Origin of the sequence: Listeria grayi (genome assembly GCF_900638015.1) — a bacterium.
Lineage (GTDB): Bacteria > Bacillota > Bacilli > Lactobacillales > Listeriaceae > Listeria > Listeria grayi.
The window spans coordinates 1,100,890-1,121,250 of sequence record NZ_LR134483.1 but is presented as its reverse complement, the minus strand read 5'-3'; the positions used below and the strand labels follow the sequence as shown (position 1 = coordinate 1,121,250).

The window sequence follows — 20,361 nt, the reverse complement described above, 5'->3', positions numbered from 1 at the left end:
TTAGACGCAATCGATAATAGGAAATATTGTAAAACAAACAATGATAATTGTCAATTTTCAGGCTGTTTGGATATTTCATCTTTTCCAAACCATTTTTTGCTGATCTGCTGCATTTTTCCTTCTTTATATAACTTGTCAAACGCCTGGTTGACTTTTTTCTGCAGCGTTTTATCTGTTTTGCGCATACCTACTGCAAAATCTGCTGGTTTAAAGCCGCCGGTAATGATTCGGTAATCCGCCCGGTTCTTTTGTTTGGCGATAATATACCGCGCGTAGACATTGTCAATGATCAGCCCGTCGATCCGATTGTTATTCAGATCGATAAAGGCATCATTAAAACTGTCATAGAGTTCTGGCTGCTTATTTTTGATGATATTTGTCAGCACTTCCGGCTGCTTCGCCATATCATCAAGGGCGCTGGCACCATTTTGGGCACCTAATAGTTTGCCTTTCATTCCTGCAAAGGAGCGAATGTTATTCTTTTTGAGTGTCACTAGCACTTGTTCATTTTTCATATACGGCTGCGAAAAAGCTACTTTTTCCGCTCGTTCTTTATTTACTGTATAGCCATTCCAGATCAAATCGATCGATTCGTTTTTCAATTCGGTTTCTTTGAGCGTCCAGTCGATCGGCTGGAATTTTACTTTAATGCCATATTCTTTGAAAACCGCCTTTGCGAGATCGACGTCAAAGCCGATGATCTTATCTTTTTTATCACGAAACCCCATTGGCACAAAAGTATCATCTAAGCCAACAACGATCTCTTTCTCTTTTTTTATCGCTGTCCATCTATCACTACCGGCGATCCTGCAGGCAGAAAGCAAGACTGCAAGTAGTGTCAGAATGAGTAGCAGGTAATATTTGCGTTTCATATGATTTGCTCCTTTATCATCCTTTTGGTTCCACTTCCATCAATTGATCCGCGATATTTTTCGCAAAGTCATGGTCATGGGTAACGACGATCTGCGTGATGCCTTCTTTTTTCAAATCTAAAATCAATTTTTCCACGTGCCCCTTCAGATCCGGGTCAAGCGCAGAAGTCGGTTCATCGTAGCAAAGCACTTTCGGTTTCATCGCCAAAGCTCTGGCAATCGCAGCCCGCTGCTTTTGTCCCCCAGATAATTGGAATGGCAAATGTTCTTTTTTATCTGCCAGCCCAAGCAACGCCAAGATGCGTTCTGCTTCTTGTTTGGCTTCTTGCTTCGATTGTTTGCCGACCAGCTGCGGCGCTAAAATAATATTATCCAACACTGTCAAATGTGGGAAGAGGTGGAACTCTTGAAAAACGACACCAATCGGTTCAACTGGCTTTTTCTTGTTTTCAAAATCGATTTTTTCCTCATCGATCCAGATCTCTCCACTGTCCATCGTTTCAAGACCGCTGATACAGCGCAGTAATGTCGTTTTCCCGCCGCCTGACGGACCAACGATCGATAGTATCTCATTATCCGCCAGTGTCAGCGATACGTTATCTAAAATCAATCGATCATCAAATTTTTTCGTTACATTTTTGATTTTTAACATATGATCCACCCCTTATTTATAGTAATTGTAGTGTTTTTCGATCCGTTTGAAAAGCAGTGTCAAAACGGCGGTCAGCAGCAAATAGATAAGACCGACTAATACGAGTGGTATCAACGTCACATCGCGGTTGGAAGCAATTTTCCCAGCTCGCAGCAAATCACCTAATCCTAAGACATAAACTAGCGAGGAATCTTTCACTAGGTTGATGACTTCATTCCCGATTGCCGGTAAAACACGTTTGATAACTTGTGGCAACACGATTTTTCTAACCGTTTGTCCATAACTCAGACCTAAAACTTTTGCACTTTCATATTGCCCTTTTTCAATCGATAAAATGCCGCCGCGGAAGATTTCCGCAAAATAGGCTGCATAATTGAGAACAAATGCGAATAATACCGCTTCATATCGTTCTAGGATCAAATGGAAATAAGGTGCGCCATAATAAATAAAAATCAATTGTAATAATAGCGGAGTCCCTCGCATGATCCACACATAGGTATCGATGATCCAGCGAAGCGGTCTGATTTTGCTGACATTCCCCAGGGCTATGATCGCTCCGAGCGGAATGGATAATAGTAGTGTGTAGAAAAATACTTGTAGCGTCGTCTTCAAACCTTCAAGTAACGCTGGCATGATTTGTAGTACATAAGTCATTTGTTTTCGCTCCTTTTTTGTAAAAATAAAAAATCCCGTTCTCCGGGCAGCAGTGCTGCTCAGAGGACGGGAATATCATTCACGTGGTTCCACCTCAGTTTTATTGATATCTCACAATATCAACCTCAACCAGTCATAAAATTGACTGTCCGGCTTTAACGGGCCGTCCCGAATTTACCTACTTCTTCCTTCAATAAACCTGCTCCCAGATGTGTTCACCTAAGTGCCGCTACTCTTTCCCAGCAATCAAGAGCTCTCTATAAACGGCTAAACCTTAAATTACTATTCTGTTCTTCACATTTACTTCTATTTGCTAATACTGTACCATGATAAAGCAAAGAAGTCAACTATTCAAAAAAAGAGACCAAAAAATCTCTTTTTCGGTCTCCAATGCGAACTAAAATGTTTTTTTTCGTTTATTTTCGATCCCCACTTCAATTTCTCCTTTAAATGTATAAGAAGAAATGATTTCTTTTCGAATAATAATTACGCCATCCGCACGTCCGTCAACATCAAAACTTTGAAATTCGATGGCATCTTCTACATTTTCCAGCACATAGCCATAAAAGCTTTCACTGTCATCAAAAAGCTCTACACCAAGCACGAGCTGCTCTATTTTCGACAAATCTGTGATATATTCCATTAGTGAGTATTTCTTTTTCAACTGGACTTCTAGAAACGGAGCTGTATGCTCTGTTCCTCTGTGTTTTGCCAATACCAGTACATCCTGCATAGCTAACGTATTCGTCTCTAATTGATAGATGGATTCGATTGGAATGGCCCGATACCCATTCGCTTCGCCATTTTCGCTGATTACTCGGAACAAGCATTCCAAATTGGTCACTGCTTCAATATATCCCGCATAATGAAAATCAGCATCCGGATTGGCATAAATAGCTACTAGCTCTTTCCTCTCTTGAAAGCCAATTAATTTGTCTACGATAAATTTACTCATCTCTTCGAACTCCCTTTTTCTATATTTCTATCTTGCTGATTTTTTCAGACCGACTAGCAAAAGCGCAATCAAACTACCCAACGTAATAATGTCTGCCAACCAACCTAAACCTACTTCTTCCCATGCTCCGCCAAACAAAGAAAAAAAGTCGGCTATAACGATGAATGCTACTAACCATGGGATAAGATTACTATTCATTCCAATATCATAACAGCGCCTAGAAAATAACGCTAAAGAAGGAATAAAAGTAATGACGTTAAAAAGAAAACTTACGCCAAGCGAATTATCTTGCGAGAAAAACGCTAATACAAATTCTGCTACTACTAGCCATAAAAAATTAAACCAAAATTCGCTTCTGCTTGTTCTTGTTGTAAAATTAAAATAATTTTTCCAAAATGAAACGAATGCTTCTTTGAATGTCATGATTTCTCCTTTTTAAAATAATTCGATTAATTTGTCTATCCATTCAATCCCCAAAAAAATTAAAATCGGCATATTGATATAATAAGTGATTTTTCTTTTTTTCGTTTCTCGATGACTTGTTACTGCACTAATAATAAGTGACACAATTAAAAAAGCAGTGATCACTAAAAACATTTCTTCTCTCCTTTAGTTAACGTAAAAATGGATAACTGAAGCAACAAACGGAATTGCACAAATAACAATAATAAAAAGGAATAGCCCAATTCTCCCTCATCGCCAATCATTTCCGCATATTCATCTTCTAAGTAACGCCGATATTTTTGTTTCGTCACAACCAGTTCTCCCTTTTTGCAAACCATGCATTTATTACATAAATATTACATTGGTTTCATTTTTTTGTCAAACGCTTTTAGGTAACTACTGCTTTTCTCCTCAAAAAAAGCGTAAGCATTTGGTCAAATACTTACGCAAAACTATTTTTATTTCATTTATTTTCTTACTATTCTACTTCCACCGGAATCACCTGGAATTTTTCAAAATCAAACAATCCGTTATCCGTTAATTTTAATGTCGGGATAACTGGCAATGTTAAGAATGATAGTGTTAAAAATGGATCAAATCCGCGAGCTGTACTAATGCTGTGGAATGCTGTTTCTAATTCCAGTAGCCCGCTCTGGACGTTTTCAAAAGTGTCATCGCTTAGAAGACCGGCAATTGGCAGCGGCAGGCAAGATAATACTTTCCCGTCTGCAACCACAACGATACCGCCATTTTTCTCCGTGATCGTTTCAATAGCAAGCATGATCGAATCGTCATCAGCACCAACGGCCACGATATTATGTGAATCATGTGCCACTGTGGTAGCGATCGCGCCTTTTTGTAGTCCAAATCCTTTGACGATGCCAAGACCTACGTTTCCGGTATTTTTGTGTCGTTCGACCACGACCATTTTTTGTTGATCGGCATGAATCGAAGGCATAAATTGACCACTTTCAAGGGAAACGGTCTCTTGAAGTGGATCAGTAAATAATTGGTTCGGACGAATACCGATAACATTACATAATGAAGAATGAAGGTGCAATTCCAGATCTTCTGGCTTCAGCTGATGTCTAACGGTTGGTGATCGGAACTCCGTTTTTCCAGTCGAATGGAAATAACTTTCTTTACGAACACGGTCGGCTACGACAAGTTCTCCTTTTTTCATCACATCTGTGATAGAGACTTCTGTTAAGTCATCCATGAAGAGGATGTCTGCTTGATAGCCTGCTGCGATCGCACCTAAATAGGGAAGTTGATGGCAAGTAGCCGCATTGATCGATGCGAGCTGGATTGCTGTGATCGGATCCATTCCACTGGCGATCGCCATCTTCACATGGTAATTGATCGAACCTTCTGTCATAATATCGGAAATCAATTTATCATCGGTACAGAAACAAAAACGATGACTATTCGTTTCATTTACAGCAGCTAATGTATGCTTCAGATCCCTGCCGACTGTTCCCTCACGAAGCATCACATACATCCCTGCGCGTAACCGATCGAGCGCTTCTTCAGCGGATGTGCTTTCGTGGTCGGTGCGAATCCCTGCTGCTAAGTAATTATTAAGATCTTGACTGTGCAGGCCGGCGCCATGTCCATCGATTCGGCCGCCTTCCGCTTTGGCGTCAAGAATCTTTTGCAAGATATCCTCGCTTCCGCTAGCTACAGAAGGAAAATCCATCACTTCCGCTAGACCGATCACCTTTGGATGCGCATAAAGTGGCTTTAGCTGTTTTGCTTTTAATTCTGCACCATTATTTTCTGTTTGGGTGGCTGGTACGGAGGAAGGCAGCATGACAAACATATCCAGCGGGATCCCCTCCGCATTCTCAAGCATAAACGTAATACCTGCTTCTCCAGCAACATTTGCGATCTCATGTGGATCAGTAACGATCGTTGTCACGCCATTTGGAAGCAAGACTCGAGCAAATTCTGCCGGTGTCACCATTGCGCTTTCGACATGCACATGACTATCGATAAAACCTGGGACCAAGTATTTTCCTTTTGCATCGATAACGGTCTTTGCCTTTTGAAACTCGCCGATTCCAGCTATATAGCCGTTCTTGATCGCAATATCACCTGTCATGATCTCTTTGGAAAACACATTCACAATTTTTCCATTCTTAATAACGATATCTGCAGCTTCTCGATGATTGCTCACCGCGATACGTTCCTGCAGCTGTTTCACTGTTTCCAAATCCTCTTCCTCCTATCTATCGGTCAAGCTTCGTAAAAACCTTCATCTAGCAAGTAGCCTTGCGCAGCTTCCAAACTAGGAAAAACGGCTTCCACATTATCACCTGTATAGATGATCCACATTTCATTTTCATAACTGGTACGTAATTCTTCGCCGCGGTCATTGCGGAAAAAAATCGTATCCCCATTTTGATAGGGTTCGCCATCGGTCTGTAGATAGCCGATCGCCCCTTTTAAAACGGCTTCCAGTTCCGAGGCACTATAGTCGCGGATGTTTACAAAGCCATCTTTGCCGGCTTCGGGAGAATCTGGCCAATAAACAAAGCCATTGCCGTTCGGGTGTAAAAATTTAACTACGATCTGCTTATCGCGCTTGCTTTCGGGATAATGGTAATTGATGCGTCCAAGCGAGACCGGATTTGCTTCTAAACCATCCATTTTTTCAATAATTGCTTGTTTTTCTTCAAATGAGAGCATATTTTTCTTCCCTTTCTATTTACCAGATTGAATCAAGGTATCGACTAATTTTGGAAACCAATCTTCTAAATTCTCAAATTCAAATCCGGCTTCTTTTGCTTTAGCTGTATTCAGCGTGTTCGTTCCTGGAATGTCAAATGGCGAATTGTCCTCTTGGTCGGCGATAAATTCTAATTTGCATTTTCTTGCTACTTTGCTTTCAATGATCTCGATAATTTTTTGAAGGGTATAGCTGCCGTCCGAACTAGCGTTGATCGGTCCTGTTACATCTGTTTCTGTTCCTACCCATTTCAAAAAGCGTGCTGCTTCCTGATCTAAGATGAAATCAGTCGCCGCATGTTCATGCGTGATCGCGATTTCTTTTCCACGACGGATATGTTCAATATGAAATTCCAACCGCTCGGTATAATCTGCCTCGCCAAGCACGATCGGAAAGCGAACAGCCACTACTGGGAATGTTGCTTTTTGGAAAAAAACTGCCTCGGCAAGACGCTTGCCTTCACCATAATCGAAATCATCTTTTGAGCCATGAATGATCTCATAGGTGCTTGGTTCAAAGTCGCTTTCCGTAAGTTCGCGGTCTTTGTTGCGGTAGACAGCTTTAGAAGATGTGAAGATATAGCGTTTCACTTTGTCTTTAAAGGCACTCACTGCATAGCTGGCTTCTTGTGGTGAATAACAGATATTGTCATAAACAACATCCCACTTTTCATTCGCGATTCGAAACACATCATCACGTAAAGTACGGTTGAGCACGACGGTCCTCACTTTATCTCCGAATGGATGCTCCTGCTTCCCACGCGTTGCGATCGTTACATCGTGTTCCGCATCTATCAATGCCTCTACAAGCTGTTTCCCAAAAAATCGTGTCCCACCAAAAACCAAAATCTTCACTTTTATTGCCCCCTTAGCAAAAACAGGAACCTCCTTTTCCGAGATTCACTGCTATTTCTTTTAATTGAATTCTACCGTTTCTGTACTTGTGAACTGCCGGTAAGTATTGATCCGCACTAATAATTGTTCTAAGTCCAACTGACTATCCGCAGCGGTGATATTCCAAATGACTTCCTCACGTCCTTTGATCGACGTTGTCAAATGCAGTTTTTGCGTAAACGCCAAACCGAATTTCCCCGGGATCAATTCTATCTTTTCGATCTCCTCCCATGTTTTGAAATCCGTGCGATACGTCAGCCCGGCTTCCGAGAGGGTGATCACAGGGAAAACTTGTAGTAGTTTACTTCCCCGCCAAATCATCACGAGTAGTAAAAACAGGAATAAAATCGTTTTTTCCAAACCAGTAACACCTTTGATATGGACAAAGCCGATGTAGATAAAGAGACAAGCCGCTAGCCAAATCAAAATCTCCGAAACAATGAGACGCTTATTGGTATATATTTTTTCTTCGCTCATAGACGCTCCTTTAGCTAAAGTTATTATCTCTATTGTACAATGAAACCGTATGATTTAAAACCATTGATTCCTATTTTCGGAAAATCGTGTTTTGTGCTATACTTTCTTTAGCGCTTTTATGTATAAAATAAGGAGGGACGCAACATGAAGCAAGTCATCCTTGTCGGGTTCATGGGTGCCGGCAAAACGACGATCGGAAAGTTACTGGCGAAACGTAAGGGCATGCCTTATTATGATATCGATGAAGAAATCGTACAGGATCAGAAGCAAACGATTGCGGCGATTTTTGCGGAAAGCGGAGAAGAAGCTTTTCGGAAATTAGAAACAGCGAAATTACAGGAATTGCTAGGGAAAAACGGTGTCATCTCAACTGGTGGCGGGATTGTTCTGAATGCCGACAACCGCGAATTACTCACCTCGCATCCAGCTGTATTTTACTTACAGACATCGCCTACGACATTTTTAGAACGTTTGAAAGAAGATACCTCACGGCCATTGATCCAGCAAAAAACGATGGCAGAAGTAGAAGCGATTTTTGAGCCACGGGTTCCGTTGTATGAAGGAGTCGCGAGCCATATTATTACGACAGACGGAAGATCGCCGGAGGTTATTGTGGAGGAGATCATAGCAAAAACGACTTGCTAGCGAGACGAGTGTCTTACTTGCAAGTCGTTTTTTTATTGTAGTTCTAGCACCGTCACTGCCTCAATATGATTCGTCATCGGAAACATATCTACCGGCTGAACCGTCTTCGCAGTATAACCACCTGCAGTCAAAATCTGCATATCTCGGGCAAGTGTAGCCGGATTACAGGACACATAAACCACTTTTTTCGGTTTCATATCCATAATCGTTTCTAAAAGCTTTTCATCGCAGCCCTTGCGAGGTGGATCGACAACTAAAACATCTGCTTTGATGCCAGATCGATACCAATTTGGGATCACTTCTTCTGCTTTTCCGGTTTCAAAGGTGACATTGTCCAGCTGATTCAACTGGGCATTTGCTTTTGCGTCAATAATGGCTTGTGGTACAATTTCCACGCCATAAACATGCTTGGCATTTTTGGCTAGGCAAAGGGAGATCGAGCCGATTCCGCAGTAAGCATCGATTACGATCTCATCCCCTGTCAGTCCTGCTGCGTCTAGTGCTTCTTGATATAATACTTCCGTTTGCTCTGGGTTGACTTGGTAAAACGACTTCGCCGAAATAGCAAAATGGATGCCGTGGATCGTATCGGTGATCATTTCTTTTCCCCATAATGTACGGGTCGTCTCGCCCATGATCACATTCGTTTTTGCGGCATTGATGTTTTGCACGATGGAAGCAATGTTTGGTACTTCTTTTTGGATATCAGCCACTAATTCAGTCAGGTTCGGAAATTTTTTGCGCGTTGTTACGAGCACGATCATCAGTTCGCCGCTTGTTTTGCCATAACGCGTCATGATATGGCGGATATCGCCACGGCCTGTTTCTTCTTGATAGGGCATAATCGCATATTTTTCGAGTAAGCGGCGTACGATCTGAACAGCATCGTCTCCGGTTCGATTATGGATCAGGCAGGTATCCATATCAATAATGTCATGGCTTCGTTTTTGATAAAAACCTGCTTGGATCTTGCCATTCACGTAACCAACAGGGACTTGTGATTTGTTCCGATAGCGAAATGGCATCTCCATTCCCAGTGTTGGTTTCACTTCCACATCCAGTTTTCCGATCCGTTTCATGTTTTGCGCGACTTGGTTCTGTTTGAACGCTAGCTGCCCGTCATAACTTAAATGCTGCAAGCTGCAGCCACCGCATTTAGCATAAACTTCGCAAGGGGGTTCCACACGCTCTGGACTTGTTTGGGTCAGGTTTTCTAAACGGCCAAAACCGTACTTTTTATTCGCCTTCACTACGCGGACACTTGCCTTTTCACCTGGCAATGTATTGGGAATGAAAAGCGGATATCCGTCGATTTTTGCAACGCCGTTTCCATCGTGTGTTAAATCTTCTATTTCTACATCAATGATGTCATTTTTCTTTACTAATTCTGTGCTCATTGACTTCGCCCCTTTCATTCGGAAAGTACTACATGATAAAAATGTCCCGACTCCGGGTCAAAGGCTCTGCTTTCCTTTTCCTAGAATCTGAACATTTCATCGTGCTGCGGATCATTTTCCGCCTTTATTTTTCGATAAATAGATCTGTATCAAGTAGTGCCACGCTATCAGCGAAAAATTCAATGTGTTGTTTTAAATTCAAAAATGTCATTGGTGTCTCGCCGCCAAGTTCGCCGTCTAAGTTGATCAACATTTTGTCTTTCGAGGTTACGACAACTTTGCTCGATTTTGTATAGATGATATTCGGTTCTTTGATGTGATCGCCGCGTAGTGCCAATGTAATCAGCCGAATAAGTTCTGGTAAATTCGTCTTTTTCACGATGATCAAGGAAAATTTCCCGTCATCGAGTTTCGCATCTGGAGCGATTTTCTCAAAACCGCCGATCGAATTTGTTAGTGCGAGCAGAAAAAGCAAGGTTTTGCCTTCAAAAACGCCGTCATCATATTCAATTCGTACTTTTGTCGGTTTCAAAGAAGGAATCATTTCGATTCCTTTTAAATAGTATGCCAATTGGCCAAGCATCGTCTTCAACTTGCTGGGAACGTCATACGTAAGCTCAGTCAAACGTCCGCCACCGCCGATATTGATAAAGTAGGTATCATTTGCTTTTCCGATATCCATCGCAATGCTATCACCTTCCGCAATGATCTTCGTCGCTTTGATAACGTCGCGTGGAATATGTAATGCTCTGGCAAAATCGTTAGTCGTTCCAGTTGGGATAATACCGACTTTCGGACGATAAGGTTTTTCAGCGATCCCGTTGATCACTTCATTGATCGTCCCGTCGCCTCCAGCAGCGATCACCAGATCATAATGTGCTTCGACTGCTTCTTCGGCAGCTCGCTTGGCATCGCCTGGTTCAGCCGTTGTTGCGTGAGCGGAAGCAACATACCCTGCCTGCTCTAATATCGATAGCACGTCTGCTAAGTTTTTTTTGATAATTTCACGGCCAGATGTCGGATTATAAATCACTCGGGCACTTTTTTGCATGATGGTCATCCTCTCTTACTAAACAAACAAGCCTAACGGCCAATCTCATTTTTTCCTCAGTATTTCTATTATAGCAAATTTAACTGGCAAAAACTATTCTGATACTTTTTTTGCAAACAAAAAAGGAATAAAGACATGAGCTTTATTCCTTTTCTTATGTTTAGCGCTTGTTCATTTCTTCTACTAATAATTTATTGACCATTGGCGGGTTTGCTTGGCCTTTCGTTGCTTTCATTACTTGACCGACTAAGAAGCCGACTGCGCGATCTTTCCCATTTTTGAAATCAACGATCGATTGTTCGTTGTTGTCTAAAATATCGGAAATGATTTTTCGCAATTCACCTTCGTCAGAAATTTGTACAAGACCTTTTTCTTTCACGATGACTTCTGGATCGCCGCCATTTTCAGCAAGCTCACGGAAAACCTTTTTGGCGATTTTGGAAGAGATCGTTCCTGCTTGGATAAGTTTGATCATCGCTGCTAAGTTTTCCGGTGTCAAACCTGTATCATGCAGTTCTTTTTGTTCCGCGTTCAGATAAGCAGACACTTCGCCCATCAGCCAGTTCGATGCTTGTTTTACATCTGCACCTGCCTGTACCGTACCCTCAAAGAAATCAGACATTTCTTTTGTGAGTGTTAATACCATAGCATCATAGGCTGGTAATCCTAGTTCGGAAACATAGCGTGCCTTTCTTGCATCCGGCAGTTCCGGAATCGTACGCTTGATTTTTTCCTTCCAAGCTTCGTCGATGAATAGATCCACCAGATCCGGTTCCGGGAAATACCGATAATCATCGGAACCTTCCTTGACACGCATCAATGTCGTTTTCCCAGTTGCTTCTTCATAGCGGCGTGTTTCTTGCAAGATCTCGCCACCGGCTTTAAGTACGGCGATTTGGCGTTCTACTTCATATTCGATTCCTTTGCGCACGTTATTAAACGAGTTAAGGTTTTTAAGTTCCGTTTTCACACCAAATGCTTCTTGTCCTACTGGACGCACAGAAATATTCGCATCACAGCGCATCGATCCTTCTTCCATTTTCACATCGGAAACGCCCGTGTATTGAATGATCGATTTTAATTTTTCTAAATAGGCATAAGCTTCATCAGCTGTACGCATATCTGGTTCAGAAACAATCTCGATAAGTGGTGTTCCCTGACGATTGATGTCGACCAGCGAATAACCATGAGACGTATGGGTGTTTTTACCAGCATCTTCTTCTAAATGCAAACGCGTGATACCGATTTTTTTCTTCACGCCGTCTACTTCTACTTCCAAAAAGCCATGCTCGCCGATTGGTTTATCGAATTGCGAGATTTGGTAGGCTTTGGGATTATCGGGATAAAAATAGTTTTTACGGTCGAATTTTGTGTGCGTAGCGATTTCGCAATTGATCGCCATGGCAGCTTTCATTCCGTATTCTACGGCGCGTTTATTCAAGACTGGAAGGACACCTGGCATCCCTAAATCTACGACCGTCGTATTGGTATTCGGTTCTGCACCAAAATGGGCCGGCGCAGAGGAAAAGATTTTTGATTCTGTTTTTAATTCTACATGGACTTCAAGTCCGATTACTGTTTCAAAGTTCATTTCTACAGCGCCTCCTATAAATTTGGTCTTTCTTTATGGAATGAAGTTGCTTGTTCAAATGCGTGGGCAACTTTATAGATCGTTGCTTCATCGAAATAATTACCAATGATCTGCAAACCGACAGGCAATCCGTCAGAAAAGCCACATGGAACAGAAATCGCCGGTACGCCGGACAAATTGATCGGGATCGTAAGTAAGTCATTTAAATACATGGTGATTGGATCATGGATCATACCGTCAATATCGAAAGCCGTTGTCGGTGCAGTTGGTCCAATGATCACATCGTAATCCGCAAACACATCTGTGAAATCTTTTTTGATAAGTGTACGTGCTTGTTGGGCTTTTTTGTAGTAAGCATCGTAATAACCGGAGCTAAGAGCATAGGTACCAAGCATGATCCGGCGTTTGACTTCATCGCCAAAACCTTCTGAACGTGTTTTCGTATATAATTCTTCTAAGTTTGCAGCGTTTGGTGTGCGGTATCCATAGCGGACACCGTCGAAACGTGCAAGGTTGGAGGATGCTTCACTGGAAGCTAAAATATAATAGCTTGCCACGCCGTATTCAGAATGCGGTAGGGAAACTTCTTCCCATACTGCTCCAAGTTCTTCTAATTTTTCCAATGCTTCCATGACGGCCTTTTTCACACCGGGTTCGATACCATCGCCGAAGTATTCTTTTGGTACACCGATTTTCAGACCTTTGATGTCGCCTGTTAAATGATCCGTATATTTAGTGATCGGTTCATCGATCGAAGTCGAGTCATTTTCATCCACGCCAGCAATTGCTTCTAATAAATAAGCATTGTCTTCTACTGTACGTGTGATTGGACCGATTTGGTCAAGCGAAGAAGCAAACGCGATCAATCCAAAACGGGAAACACGGCCATATGTAGGCTTCATTCCGACAACTCCGCAGAAAGCTGCTGGTTGACGGATCGAGCCACCAGTATCGCTTCCTAGTGAAAATAGCACTTCACCTGCTGCAACAGCTGCTGCGCTACCACCAGAGGAACCGCCGGGAACTTTATCCAAGTTCCATGGATTACGTGTTTTATGGAAATAAGAAGTTTCCGTAGAAGAACCCATCGCAAATTCATCCATGTTTAGTTTACCGATATTGATCGTTTCCGCTTGTTTTAATTTGCTTACAACAGTTGCGTCGTAGATCGGGTCAAAGTTTTCCAGCATTTTACTGGCTGCTGTCGTACGCAGATTTTTGGTTACGATATTATCTTTGATCCCGATCGGCAAACCGCTCAAGATATGTTTGGCGTCAAAACCGGCATCATCTAGTTCTTCTGCAACGCTTAGGGCTTGTTCTTTATTTAGTTCCAGAAAAGCACCTACCTTGTCCTCTACTTCTTCAATTCGATCATACGATGCTTTTACTAAATCATAAGCCGTGATCTCTTTATTTACTAACTTATCATGTAATTCTTTTATTGAATAATCCAATAATCCCAAAGTACTTTCCCTCCTTGAATGTTCGCTTAGTCTTCTAAAATCGTTGGCACTTTGAACATGCCGTCTTGTGTTTCCGGTGCATTTTTGAGTACCAATTTGCGGTCTAAACCAGGATGTGCGACATCTTCACGCAATACATTGGAGACATCGATCGCATGAGAAGTCGGCTCGACATTTGCCGTATCCAAAGTGTTTAGTTTTTCGACCATTGTAATGATATTCCCAAGTTGCTCCGCGAATACTTCTGCCTCGCGCTCACTTACTTCTAGTTTTGCTAAATGAGCCACTTTTTCTACTGTTTCTTTTGATATATTTGACAACCAAAATCCCTCCTAATTATAGATATGAGCCACTGCTTTATCGTCCTCTTTGGAACGGGTGATCAATGCTGCCGGACCTTCCGAAGTGGAAATATTGATTTGGATATCCGCATCTTTCGGTAAATATTTCCCGACTAGATCGGTGATATATTGGCTAAATCCGATAATTTCTGCTTCCCCGTAGAACTGAAGCGGAATATCGATATCTAGTTCTGACAACTGATTGTTTTCATATCTTGCACGACCGACTACACCGGTATAATTCGGATAATAGTCTTCAATATCGGCTTTGAAATTCAAAAAACTGTCGTTATCTGTTTTGTATTTTTTGGCTGCTTCGCTTGATCCAAGTACATAGTATTTTTCATTGAGATTTTTCCAGTTACCGACGTTGTCATTATCCGTGGTCGAATATGCCAAGAAATTCCCCGGAACAACCGCATTACGCTGTCCTTGTTTGTAGATCGCAATGGTAACAGGAACATTGCCTAGTCCTTTTGTTTGACGGATACGATTCAATATCGTGTTTGCCATGCTTTTCCCTTTACTTAACAATTCGCTATCGGAAATCGCTTGTTCAAAGGTATCGCCGTACTCTTCTTTTTGGTAGTAATCGACGGAGTTCATTGCCAGCGCGATCGAGATCCCGCCGAGTGCGACTGTGTCTTTATCTACTTTTTTCAAATAATCCTGTTCCAAAATATGGGCAAGATAAATCGGATTCCGATTTTCCCCGAAGCCGTTATCAGTTGGATTCAAGCCAGCACTGTTTTTCTTGCTTTTACGATCCAGCCATTTCGTCAACGTCTCTTTGTCTAAGTACTGCCCTTCTTGGAAAAGATAATTGTCTGGAGAGTAGTCATTTTGTGAGATCCGCATCAATCCCGTTTCAAGCTCATTGATATCGTATCTGGAATTAATGTTGGAAACGACTAATCCTCGCGATTTACTCGCTTTGTAAGGCAAGACAGTCTTATAAAAATCAGAGGAGATCTGATTTTTTGTCATGATACCTGTTTCTGCTTTTTTCGTTTTATTCTTTTGTACGACTTTGTCATTTGCATCGAGTTTCGGTGCACAACCTGAGAGAATCAATAATAGTCCCAAAGCTGCGATCATTATTTTCTTCATTTTATCAATCCGCCTTCGTCTGGTAAATATTCTAAAAGGTCGTTTTCAGACCAGATAGGGATGCTCAGTTCTTCTGCTTTCTCCAGTTTGGAACCTGCATCACTGCCAGCTACAACAATATCTGTATTTTTACTTACACTCCCAGAAACACTGCCGCCCAGCGATTCAATCAGCGCCTTTGCTTCGTCTCTTTTCAGTTGTTCCAATTTCCCAGTCAAAACAACTTTTTTACCAGCAAACACGAGGTCTTCTTCCGGAACTTCTTCTAAACGCGGACCAGTATACGTCATATTGACACCTGCACGTTCTAATTCCTGAAGCAGACTGTGGACTTCTTCATTTTCAAAATAAGTCACGATCGAATCCGCCATGATTTCCCCTATATCATTGATAGCTATGAGGTCTTCTAAAGATGCTTCCTTCACATTATCCATGGTTTCAAAATGAATCGCAAGTGATCGTGCTGCCTTCGCTCCGACATGTCTGATGCCAAGCCCGAACAGCAGCCGTTCTAATGAGTTTTGCTTGCTTTTTTCAATGGCTGCCAGCAAATTGGTGACTGACTTTTCACCCATTCGTTCTAATTGTAACAATTCCTCTTTAGAAAGGAAATAGAGATCTGCGACATCGTGGATCAATTCATGCGTAAACAGCTGCCGAACTACTTTCTCTCCCAAGCCGTCAATGTTCATCGCCGACCGGGAAACAAAGTGGATAAGGCCTTCTTTAAGCTGTGCCGGACACTTCGGATTAATACAACGCAAGGCAACTTCGCCTTCCAGCCGTACTAATTCACTGCCGCATTCCGGACAATGCGCTGGCATATGAAATTCTTCCTCACTGCCTGTACGTTTCTCAGGGAGACTGCGGATCACTTCAGGAATGATGTCGCCTGCCTTTTTGATCATGACAGTGTCCTTGATACGAATATCTTTTTGTTTGATCAGGTCTTCATTGTGAAGGGATGCTCGGCTGACAGTCGTTCCCGCCACATGAACGGGATCAAGGATCGCCGTTGGGGTAATGACACCCGTCCTACCCACGCGTAGTTCGATATCACGCAGGACCGTCGGCACTTCTTCTGCTGGAAACTTGTACGCGATCGCCCAGCGCGGCGATTTGACGGTGTAGCCAACTTCTTCCTGCTGCCTAAGGTCGTTCAGTTTAACAACGATCCCATCGATCTCGTAGGCTAGATCGGAACGTTTGGCGGTCCATTCTTCGACGTAAGCAAGTACTTCCTCGATATTTTTGCAGACGCGGCGCTCTTTATTGACTTTTAATCCCAGTTTTTCTAAATAATCAAGGCCTTCGCTATGCTTTGTCACACCCATATCGCCGAAATCGGCAACGGAATAAAGAAAGATATCCAGATTCCGTTTTGCAGCGATCTTCGTGTCTAATTGACGTAACGATCCCGCTGCTGCATTGCGTGGATTTGCGAATAATGGTAGTCCCTCTTCTTCCCGCGCTCCATTCAACTTTTGGAATGATTTTTTGGGCATATAGGTCTCGCCACGCACTTCAATCGACAAAGTTTCTTTTAATTTGATTGGGATCGAACGCACTGTCCGTAAATTGGCCGTGATATCTTCTCCGGTTGTTCCATCGCCGCGGGTCGCTCCCTGGCGATACTCACCGTTTTCATAGATCAACGATACTGCCAATCCATCGATTTTAAGTTCACACATATATTCGTATTCTGTTCCATCACCGATACGGTCTTGGATGCGGCGGTCAAAGTCGCGCAAATCGTCTTCTCCAAAGGCATTTCCTAAACTAAGCATCGGTGTTTTATGCGTTACTTTTTGGAAACCTTCCAAAATTTCTCCGCCAACACGCTGGGAAGGTGAATCTGCTGTGATCCAATCCGGATGTGCTTCTTCGATTTTCAAAAGTTCCTGCATGGCTTTATCGTAAACGACGTCCTCCACGCTCGGATTATCTTGCACATAGTAATCGTAGCTGTATTGATTAAGTTCTTCGATCAATGCTTCGTAACGTTTTTTGTCCCCCATCATCTACACCTACTTCACTCATATTTTTTCTACAGGCGCAAATTCTGCCAGTAAACGCTTGATGCCAACCGGGTCAGGAAAAGCGATATCTAGTTCCATACCTGTTCCTTCACCTTTGACGCTGACAACCGTTCCTACGCCCCATTTTTTATGATTGGCCTTATCCCCGACTGCCCAGCCGAGTTTAGCAGCGCCTGAAGCCTGATAAGCGGGTACATTTTTCTGAGCGGCAATTTTTTTCCGTTTCGCAAACGGCATTTCTTTATTGACTTTGCTTTCATTGCCTGTTTCGACAAGATCAGCGGGGATCTCACCAATAAAGCGAGATTCCAAGTTGGAAGACGGACGGCCATAAAGCATCCGGGAATAAGCACTGGTGATAAATAATTCTTCTTCCGCACGTGTGATCCCCACATAAGCAAGCCGGCGTTCTTCTTCCATTTCCGATTCTTCATAGATGGCACGGGAATGCGGGAAAATCCCTTCTTCCATGCCGACAAGGAAAACGACTGGGAATTCCAATCCTTTGGCAGAGTGGAGCGTCATCAAGGTGACGGACCCATTATTTTCTGTTTCATCTTCCAAACGATCGACATCGGCAACAAGTGCCAGATCTGTTAAGAAAGCAAGTAATGATTTGTCTTCGCTTTCCTTTTCAAAGTTTTGAGTAACAGAAAGGAACTCGTCGATATTTTCCAACCGTGTTTGTGCTTCGATCGTCCGCTCGTTTTCTAGCATTTCACGATAACCGGTTTTCTTGAGGATTTCTTCCACCAGTTCTGTTACGGATAAATAGTCCTGCATTTGGGTAAAGCCATGGACAAGTTCGTAAAATTCGACCAGCTGTTTGCTTACTTTAGCAGAGATCCCTGCCATTTCAATACGATTAAGCACTTCAAACAATGGTAGATCGTAGCTTGTTGCGACGTTATTCAATTTATCAAGCGTACCCGCACCAACTCCACGCTTCGGTACATTTACGATTCGCGTCAGACTGATATCATCGTCATTATTGCTTACTAAGCGTAAATAAGCCAAAATATCTTTGATCTCTTTGCGGTCATAGAACTTTGTACCGCCGACCATCGTATAAGCGATATTCGATTTCATGAAATATTCTTCCAGTACCCGCGACTGCGCATTGGTACGATATAAAATCGCGATGTCGCTGTAAGGGCGCTTCAATTCTTGGATCTTGGAAACGACGTAAGCCGCTTCTTCTTTTTCTGTCAGTGCTTTATGATAAAAAATCTTTTTCCCTTCACTGTTGCTGGTCCACAGTTTTTTCGGTTTACGATTGCTGTTGTTTTCGATCACGCTGTTCGCCGCTTCTAAAATGCGCTTCGTTGAACGATAGTTTTCTTCCAGCAAAATAACCGCTGCTTTCGGATAATCTTTTTCAAACGATAAGATATTACTGATATCAGCTCCGCGCCAACCATAAATCGATTGGTCAGAGTCCCCTACGACGCATAGATTTTTAAATCTAGCAGCAAGCAGTTTGACCAATAGATACTGCGCGTGGTTCGTATCTTGATACTCATCCACATGGATATATTGAAACTTGCGCTGGTAGTATTCCAGCACTTCCGGCACACGTTCAAAAAGCTGGATCGTTACCATGATCAAGTCGTCAAAATCAAGTGCTTGGTTGCGTTTTAATTTCTTTTCATAAGCTTCATATACATCGCCAACCATTTTGTCATAAAAACCGACTGCTTCTTTTTTATATTCCCCGGCTGTGATCAGTTCATTTTTTGCGTTGCTGATCGATGCTAAAATCCCGCGCGGTTCAAATTTTTTGCTATCGACATTCTTATCTTTCAAGATACCTTTGATAACAGATAACTGGTCGCCGCTGTCGAGAATTGTAAAGTTTCGTTCATAACCGATCCGATCAATATCACGGCGCAAGATCCGAACACACATCGAGTGGAATGTCGAGATCCAAATGGATTCGCCTTCTCCTCCCATAAGACCGCCGACCCGCGCTTTCATTTCGCGAGCTGCTTTGTTCGTAAAAGTGATCGCCAAGATATTATACGGGCTTACTCCTTTTTCACGTACTAAATAAGCGATGCGATGTGTCAGCACCCTTGTCTTTCCACTACCGGCTCCCGCCATGATAAGTAATGGTCCTTCTGTCGTTTCTACTGCCTTACGTTGTTCCGGATTTAATCCGTGGACTAATTGTTCTGCATTTCCTTGCATTTATCTACACCACCATACAAACATTTGTTCTTATTTTATCATATTGTCTCTGGATTCGTCACGGATTTATCCGCGAAAATTTTTGCCGTCTGAATCGCTTCTTCCACATCTTCGTAAATCACATTGCCGACAATGATCGTATCAGCGACAGTCGCCATTTCGAGCGCCTGTTCTCTATTCCTGATCCCACCGCCATACCATAATTTGGTTTGCTTCAAAAAACGCTTGGCATGTTGGACTAAAGCCGCATCGCCATATGTCCCGCTATATTCGATATACAAAATGTTCAATGCGAAAAGCTTTTCTGCCATCAGTGCATAAGCTGCAACATCATCGTATGTCAGATCCGTATTCGCATCGGCATGTTTCGCCGCTTTTGCCTCCGGATTCAAAATCACATAACCCTCTGTCCAAATTTTCGACCACGGCATGTAGGGATGATAGGTTTTGATGACTTCTTGATGCTTCCCGCCAAACCAAGCGATATTCGTCGTATTTAAGACAAGCGGAACGAGAAAATGATCTGCCGCTCCAACAATAAAAGCTTCTTCACTTATTTCCATAAAAATCGGCAGCGCTGTTTTATCCGCCCATTGATAGAGCGTATGTACTTGCTCTGCCTCGATATCATCTGTTCCACCAATAATAAAACCATCTGTTCCTGCCTCCGCCAATCGCTGGATAAGTGCTTCCGTATTTGCTTTTGCCGGGTCCAATTTGAATAAATGTCTCATTTTCTTCTCCTATCCCAATCAGGCATCGCATTTGTTTTATTAACCTTACTATTATACCATTAGTTTTTCTCAGTCGCATCTGTCTATTTACCGTTTTTTCACTAAAATAAAACCAGTGA

At 42.5% G+C, this 20,361-nt stretch carries 20 protein-coding genes and 1 other annotated feature; of the genes, 1 reads left to right on the top strand and 19 read right to left on the bottom strand.

Annotation, left to right across the window (positions count from 1 at the left end; translation table 11 throughout):
• Nucleotides 1–50: 50 nt before the first annotated feature.
• From EL241_RS05375 to EL241_RS05335, 10 genes are all read right to left on the bottom strand, one after another.
• Entirely contained in the window at nucleotides 51–872 is an 822-nt protein-coding gene (locus EL241_RS05375; RefSeq protein ID WP_036107409.1) for an amino acid ABC transporter substrate-binding protein, read from the bottom strand.
• A gap of 16 nt (nucleotides 873–888) precedes the next feature.
• The gene (locus tag EL241_RS05370; RefSeq protein WP_003756292.1) at nucleotides 889–1,524 is read right to left on the bottom strand and encodes an amino acid ABC transporter ATP-binding protein; all 636 of its coding nucleotides are present in this window, start codon (nucleotides 1,522–1,524) and stop codon (nucleotides 889–891) included.
• A 12-nt stretch (nucleotides 1,525–1,536) separates the two neighbouring features.
• The gene (locus EL241_RS05365; RefSeq protein WP_003756294.1) at nucleotides 1,537–2,178 is read right to left on the bottom strand and encodes an amino acid ABC transporter permease; all 642 of its coding nucleotides are present in this window, start codon (nucleotides 2,176–2,178) and stop codon (nucleotides 1,537–1,539) included.
• A gap of 59 nt (nucleotides 2,179–2,237) precedes the next feature.
• Nucleotides 2,238–2,482, bottom strand: a binding site (T-box leader).
• Between the two features lie 93 nt (nucleotides 2,483–2,575).
• Nucleotides 2,576–3,133 carry a hypothetical protein gene (locus EL241_RS05360; RefSeq protein ID WP_036107411.1) on the bottom strand — a complete coding sequence of 186 codons (558 nt, stop codon included), beginning with the start codon at nucleotides 3,131–3,133 and terminating at the stop codon, nucleotides 2,576–2,578.
• 27 nt (nucleotides 3,134–3,160) lie between these two features.
• Nucleotides 3,161–3,556: a DUF805 domain-containing protein gene (locus EL241_RS05355; protein WP_126320404.1), complete on the bottom strand. Its 396-nt coding sequence runs from the start codon at nucleotides 3,554–3,556 to the stop codon at nucleotides 3,161–3,163.
• Between the two features lie 164 nt (nucleotides 3,557–3,720).
• Entirely contained in the window at nucleotides 3,721–3,888 is a 168-nt protein-coding gene (locus tag EL241_RS13625; RefSeq protein WP_159099863.1) for a hypothetical protein, read from the bottom strand.
• A gap of 167 nt (nucleotides 3,889–4,055) precedes the next feature.
• Nucleotides 4,056–5,792, bottom strand: a complete 1,737-nt coding sequence (ade, locus tag EL241_RS05350; RefSeq protein ID WP_036107413.1) for an adenine deaminase — start codon at nucleotides 5,790–5,792, stop codon at nucleotides 4,056–4,058.
• 23 nt (nucleotides 5,793–5,815) lie between these two features.
• Entirely contained in the window at nucleotides 5,816–6,268 is a 453-nt protein-coding gene (locus EL241_RS05345) for a hypothetical protein (protein WP_036107415.1), read from the bottom strand.
• Between the two features lie 15 nt (nucleotides 6,269–6,283).
• Complete coding sequence (locus EL241_RS05340; protein ID WP_003756308.1) at nucleotides 6,284–7,162, bottom strand: NAD-dependent epimerase/dehydratase family protein; 879 nt, start codon at nucleotides 7,160–7,162, stop codon at nucleotides 6,284–6,286.
• Nucleotides 7,163–7,222: 60 nt separating this feature from the next.
• Nucleotides 7,223–7,678 (bottom strand): hypothetical protein, encoded by a 456-nt coding sequence (locus EL241_RS05335; protein ID WP_036107418.1) that lies wholly within the window; start codon nucleotides 7,676–7,678, stop codon nucleotides 7,223–7,225.
• A 144-nt stretch (nucleotides 7,679–7,822) separates the two neighbouring features.
• Between EL241_RS05335 and EL241_RS05330 the strand changes: the two genes are divergently transcribed.
• Nucleotides 7,823–8,323, top strand: a complete 501-nt coding sequence (locus EL241_RS05330) for a shikimate kinase (protein WP_036107420.1) — start codon at nucleotides 7,823–7,825, stop codon at nucleotides 8,321–8,323.
• A gap of 32 nt (nucleotides 8,324–8,355) precedes the next feature.
• On the opposite strand, the gene rlmD is transcribed toward EL241_RS05330, so the two are convergent.
• The 9 genes from rlmD to EL241_RS05285 all read right to left on the bottom strand — a co-directional run bounded on the left by rlmD (nucleotide 8,356) and on the right by EL241_RS05285 (nucleotide 20,242).
• Entirely contained in the window at nucleotides 8,356–9,720 is a 1,365-nt protein-coding gene (rlmD, locus tag EL241_RS05325) for a 23S rRNA (uracil(1939)-C(5))-methyltransferase RlmD (RefSeq protein ID WP_036107423.1), read from the bottom strand.
• A 124-nt stretch (nucleotides 9,721–9,844) separates the two neighbouring features.
• Complete coding sequence (locus tag EL241_RS05320; protein ID WP_040486504.1) at nucleotides 9,845–10,771, bottom strand: diacylglycerol kinase; 927 nt, start codon at nucleotides 10,769–10,771, stop codon at nucleotides 9,845–9,847.
• Between the two features lie 160 nt (nucleotides 10,772–10,931).
• Nucleotides 10,932–12,362, bottom strand: a complete 1,431-nt coding sequence (gene gatB / locus EL241_RS05315; protein ID WP_115345517.1) for an Asp-tRNA(Asn)/Glu-tRNA(Gln) amidotransferase subunit GatB — start codon at nucleotides 12,360–12,362, stop codon at nucleotides 10,932–10,934.
• Between the two features lie 14 nt (nucleotides 12,363–12,376).
• On the bottom strand, nucleotides 12,377–13,828 hold the full coding sequence (gene gatA, locus EL241_RS05310) for an Asp-tRNA(Asn)/Glu-tRNA(Gln) amidotransferase subunit GatA (protein ID WP_036107432.1): 1,452 nt from the start codon (nucleotides 13,826–13,828) through the stop codon (nucleotides 12,377–12,379).
• A gap of 26 nt (nucleotides 13,829–13,854) precedes the next feature.
• Nucleotides 13,855–14,148 (bottom strand): Asp-tRNA(Asn)/Glu-tRNA(Gln) amidotransferase subunit GatC, encoded by a 294-nt coding sequence (gatC, locus tag EL241_RS05305; protein ID WP_003756324.1) that lies wholly within the window; start codon nucleotides 14,146–14,148, stop codon nucleotides 13,855–13,857.
• A gap of 12 nt (nucleotides 14,149–14,160) precedes the next feature.
• Nucleotides 14,161–15,279: a CamS family sex pheromone protein gene (locus EL241_RS05300; RefSeq protein ID WP_036107433.1), complete on the bottom strand. Its 1,119-nt coding sequence runs from the start codon at nucleotides 15,277–15,279 to the stop codon at nucleotides 14,161–14,163.
• A complete protein-coding gene (ligA, locus tag EL241_RS05295; protein WP_036107434.1) occupies nucleotides 15,276–17,297 on the bottom strand; it encodes an NAD-dependent DNA ligase LigA in 2,022 nt (673 codons plus the stop codon). The genes EL241_RS05300 and ligA overlap by 4 nt, the downstream gene beginning before the upstream one ends.
• An 18-nt stretch (nucleotides 17,298–17,315) precedes the next feature.
• Nucleotides 17,316–19,508: a DNA helicase PcrA gene (pcrA, locus tag EL241_RS05290; RefSeq protein ID WP_115345516.1), complete on the bottom strand. Its 2,193-nt coding sequence runs from the start codon at nucleotides 19,506–19,508 to the stop codon at nucleotides 17,316–17,318.
• Between the two features lie 38 nt (nucleotides 19,509–19,546).
• Nucleotides 19,547–20,242: a geranylgeranylglyceryl/heptaprenylglyceryl phosphate synthase gene (locus tag EL241_RS05285; protein WP_036107435.1), complete on the bottom strand. Its 696-nt coding sequence runs from the start codon at nucleotides 20,240–20,242 to the stop codon at nucleotides 19,547–19,549.
• Between the last annotated feature and the right edge of the window lie 119 nt (nucleotides 20,243–20,361).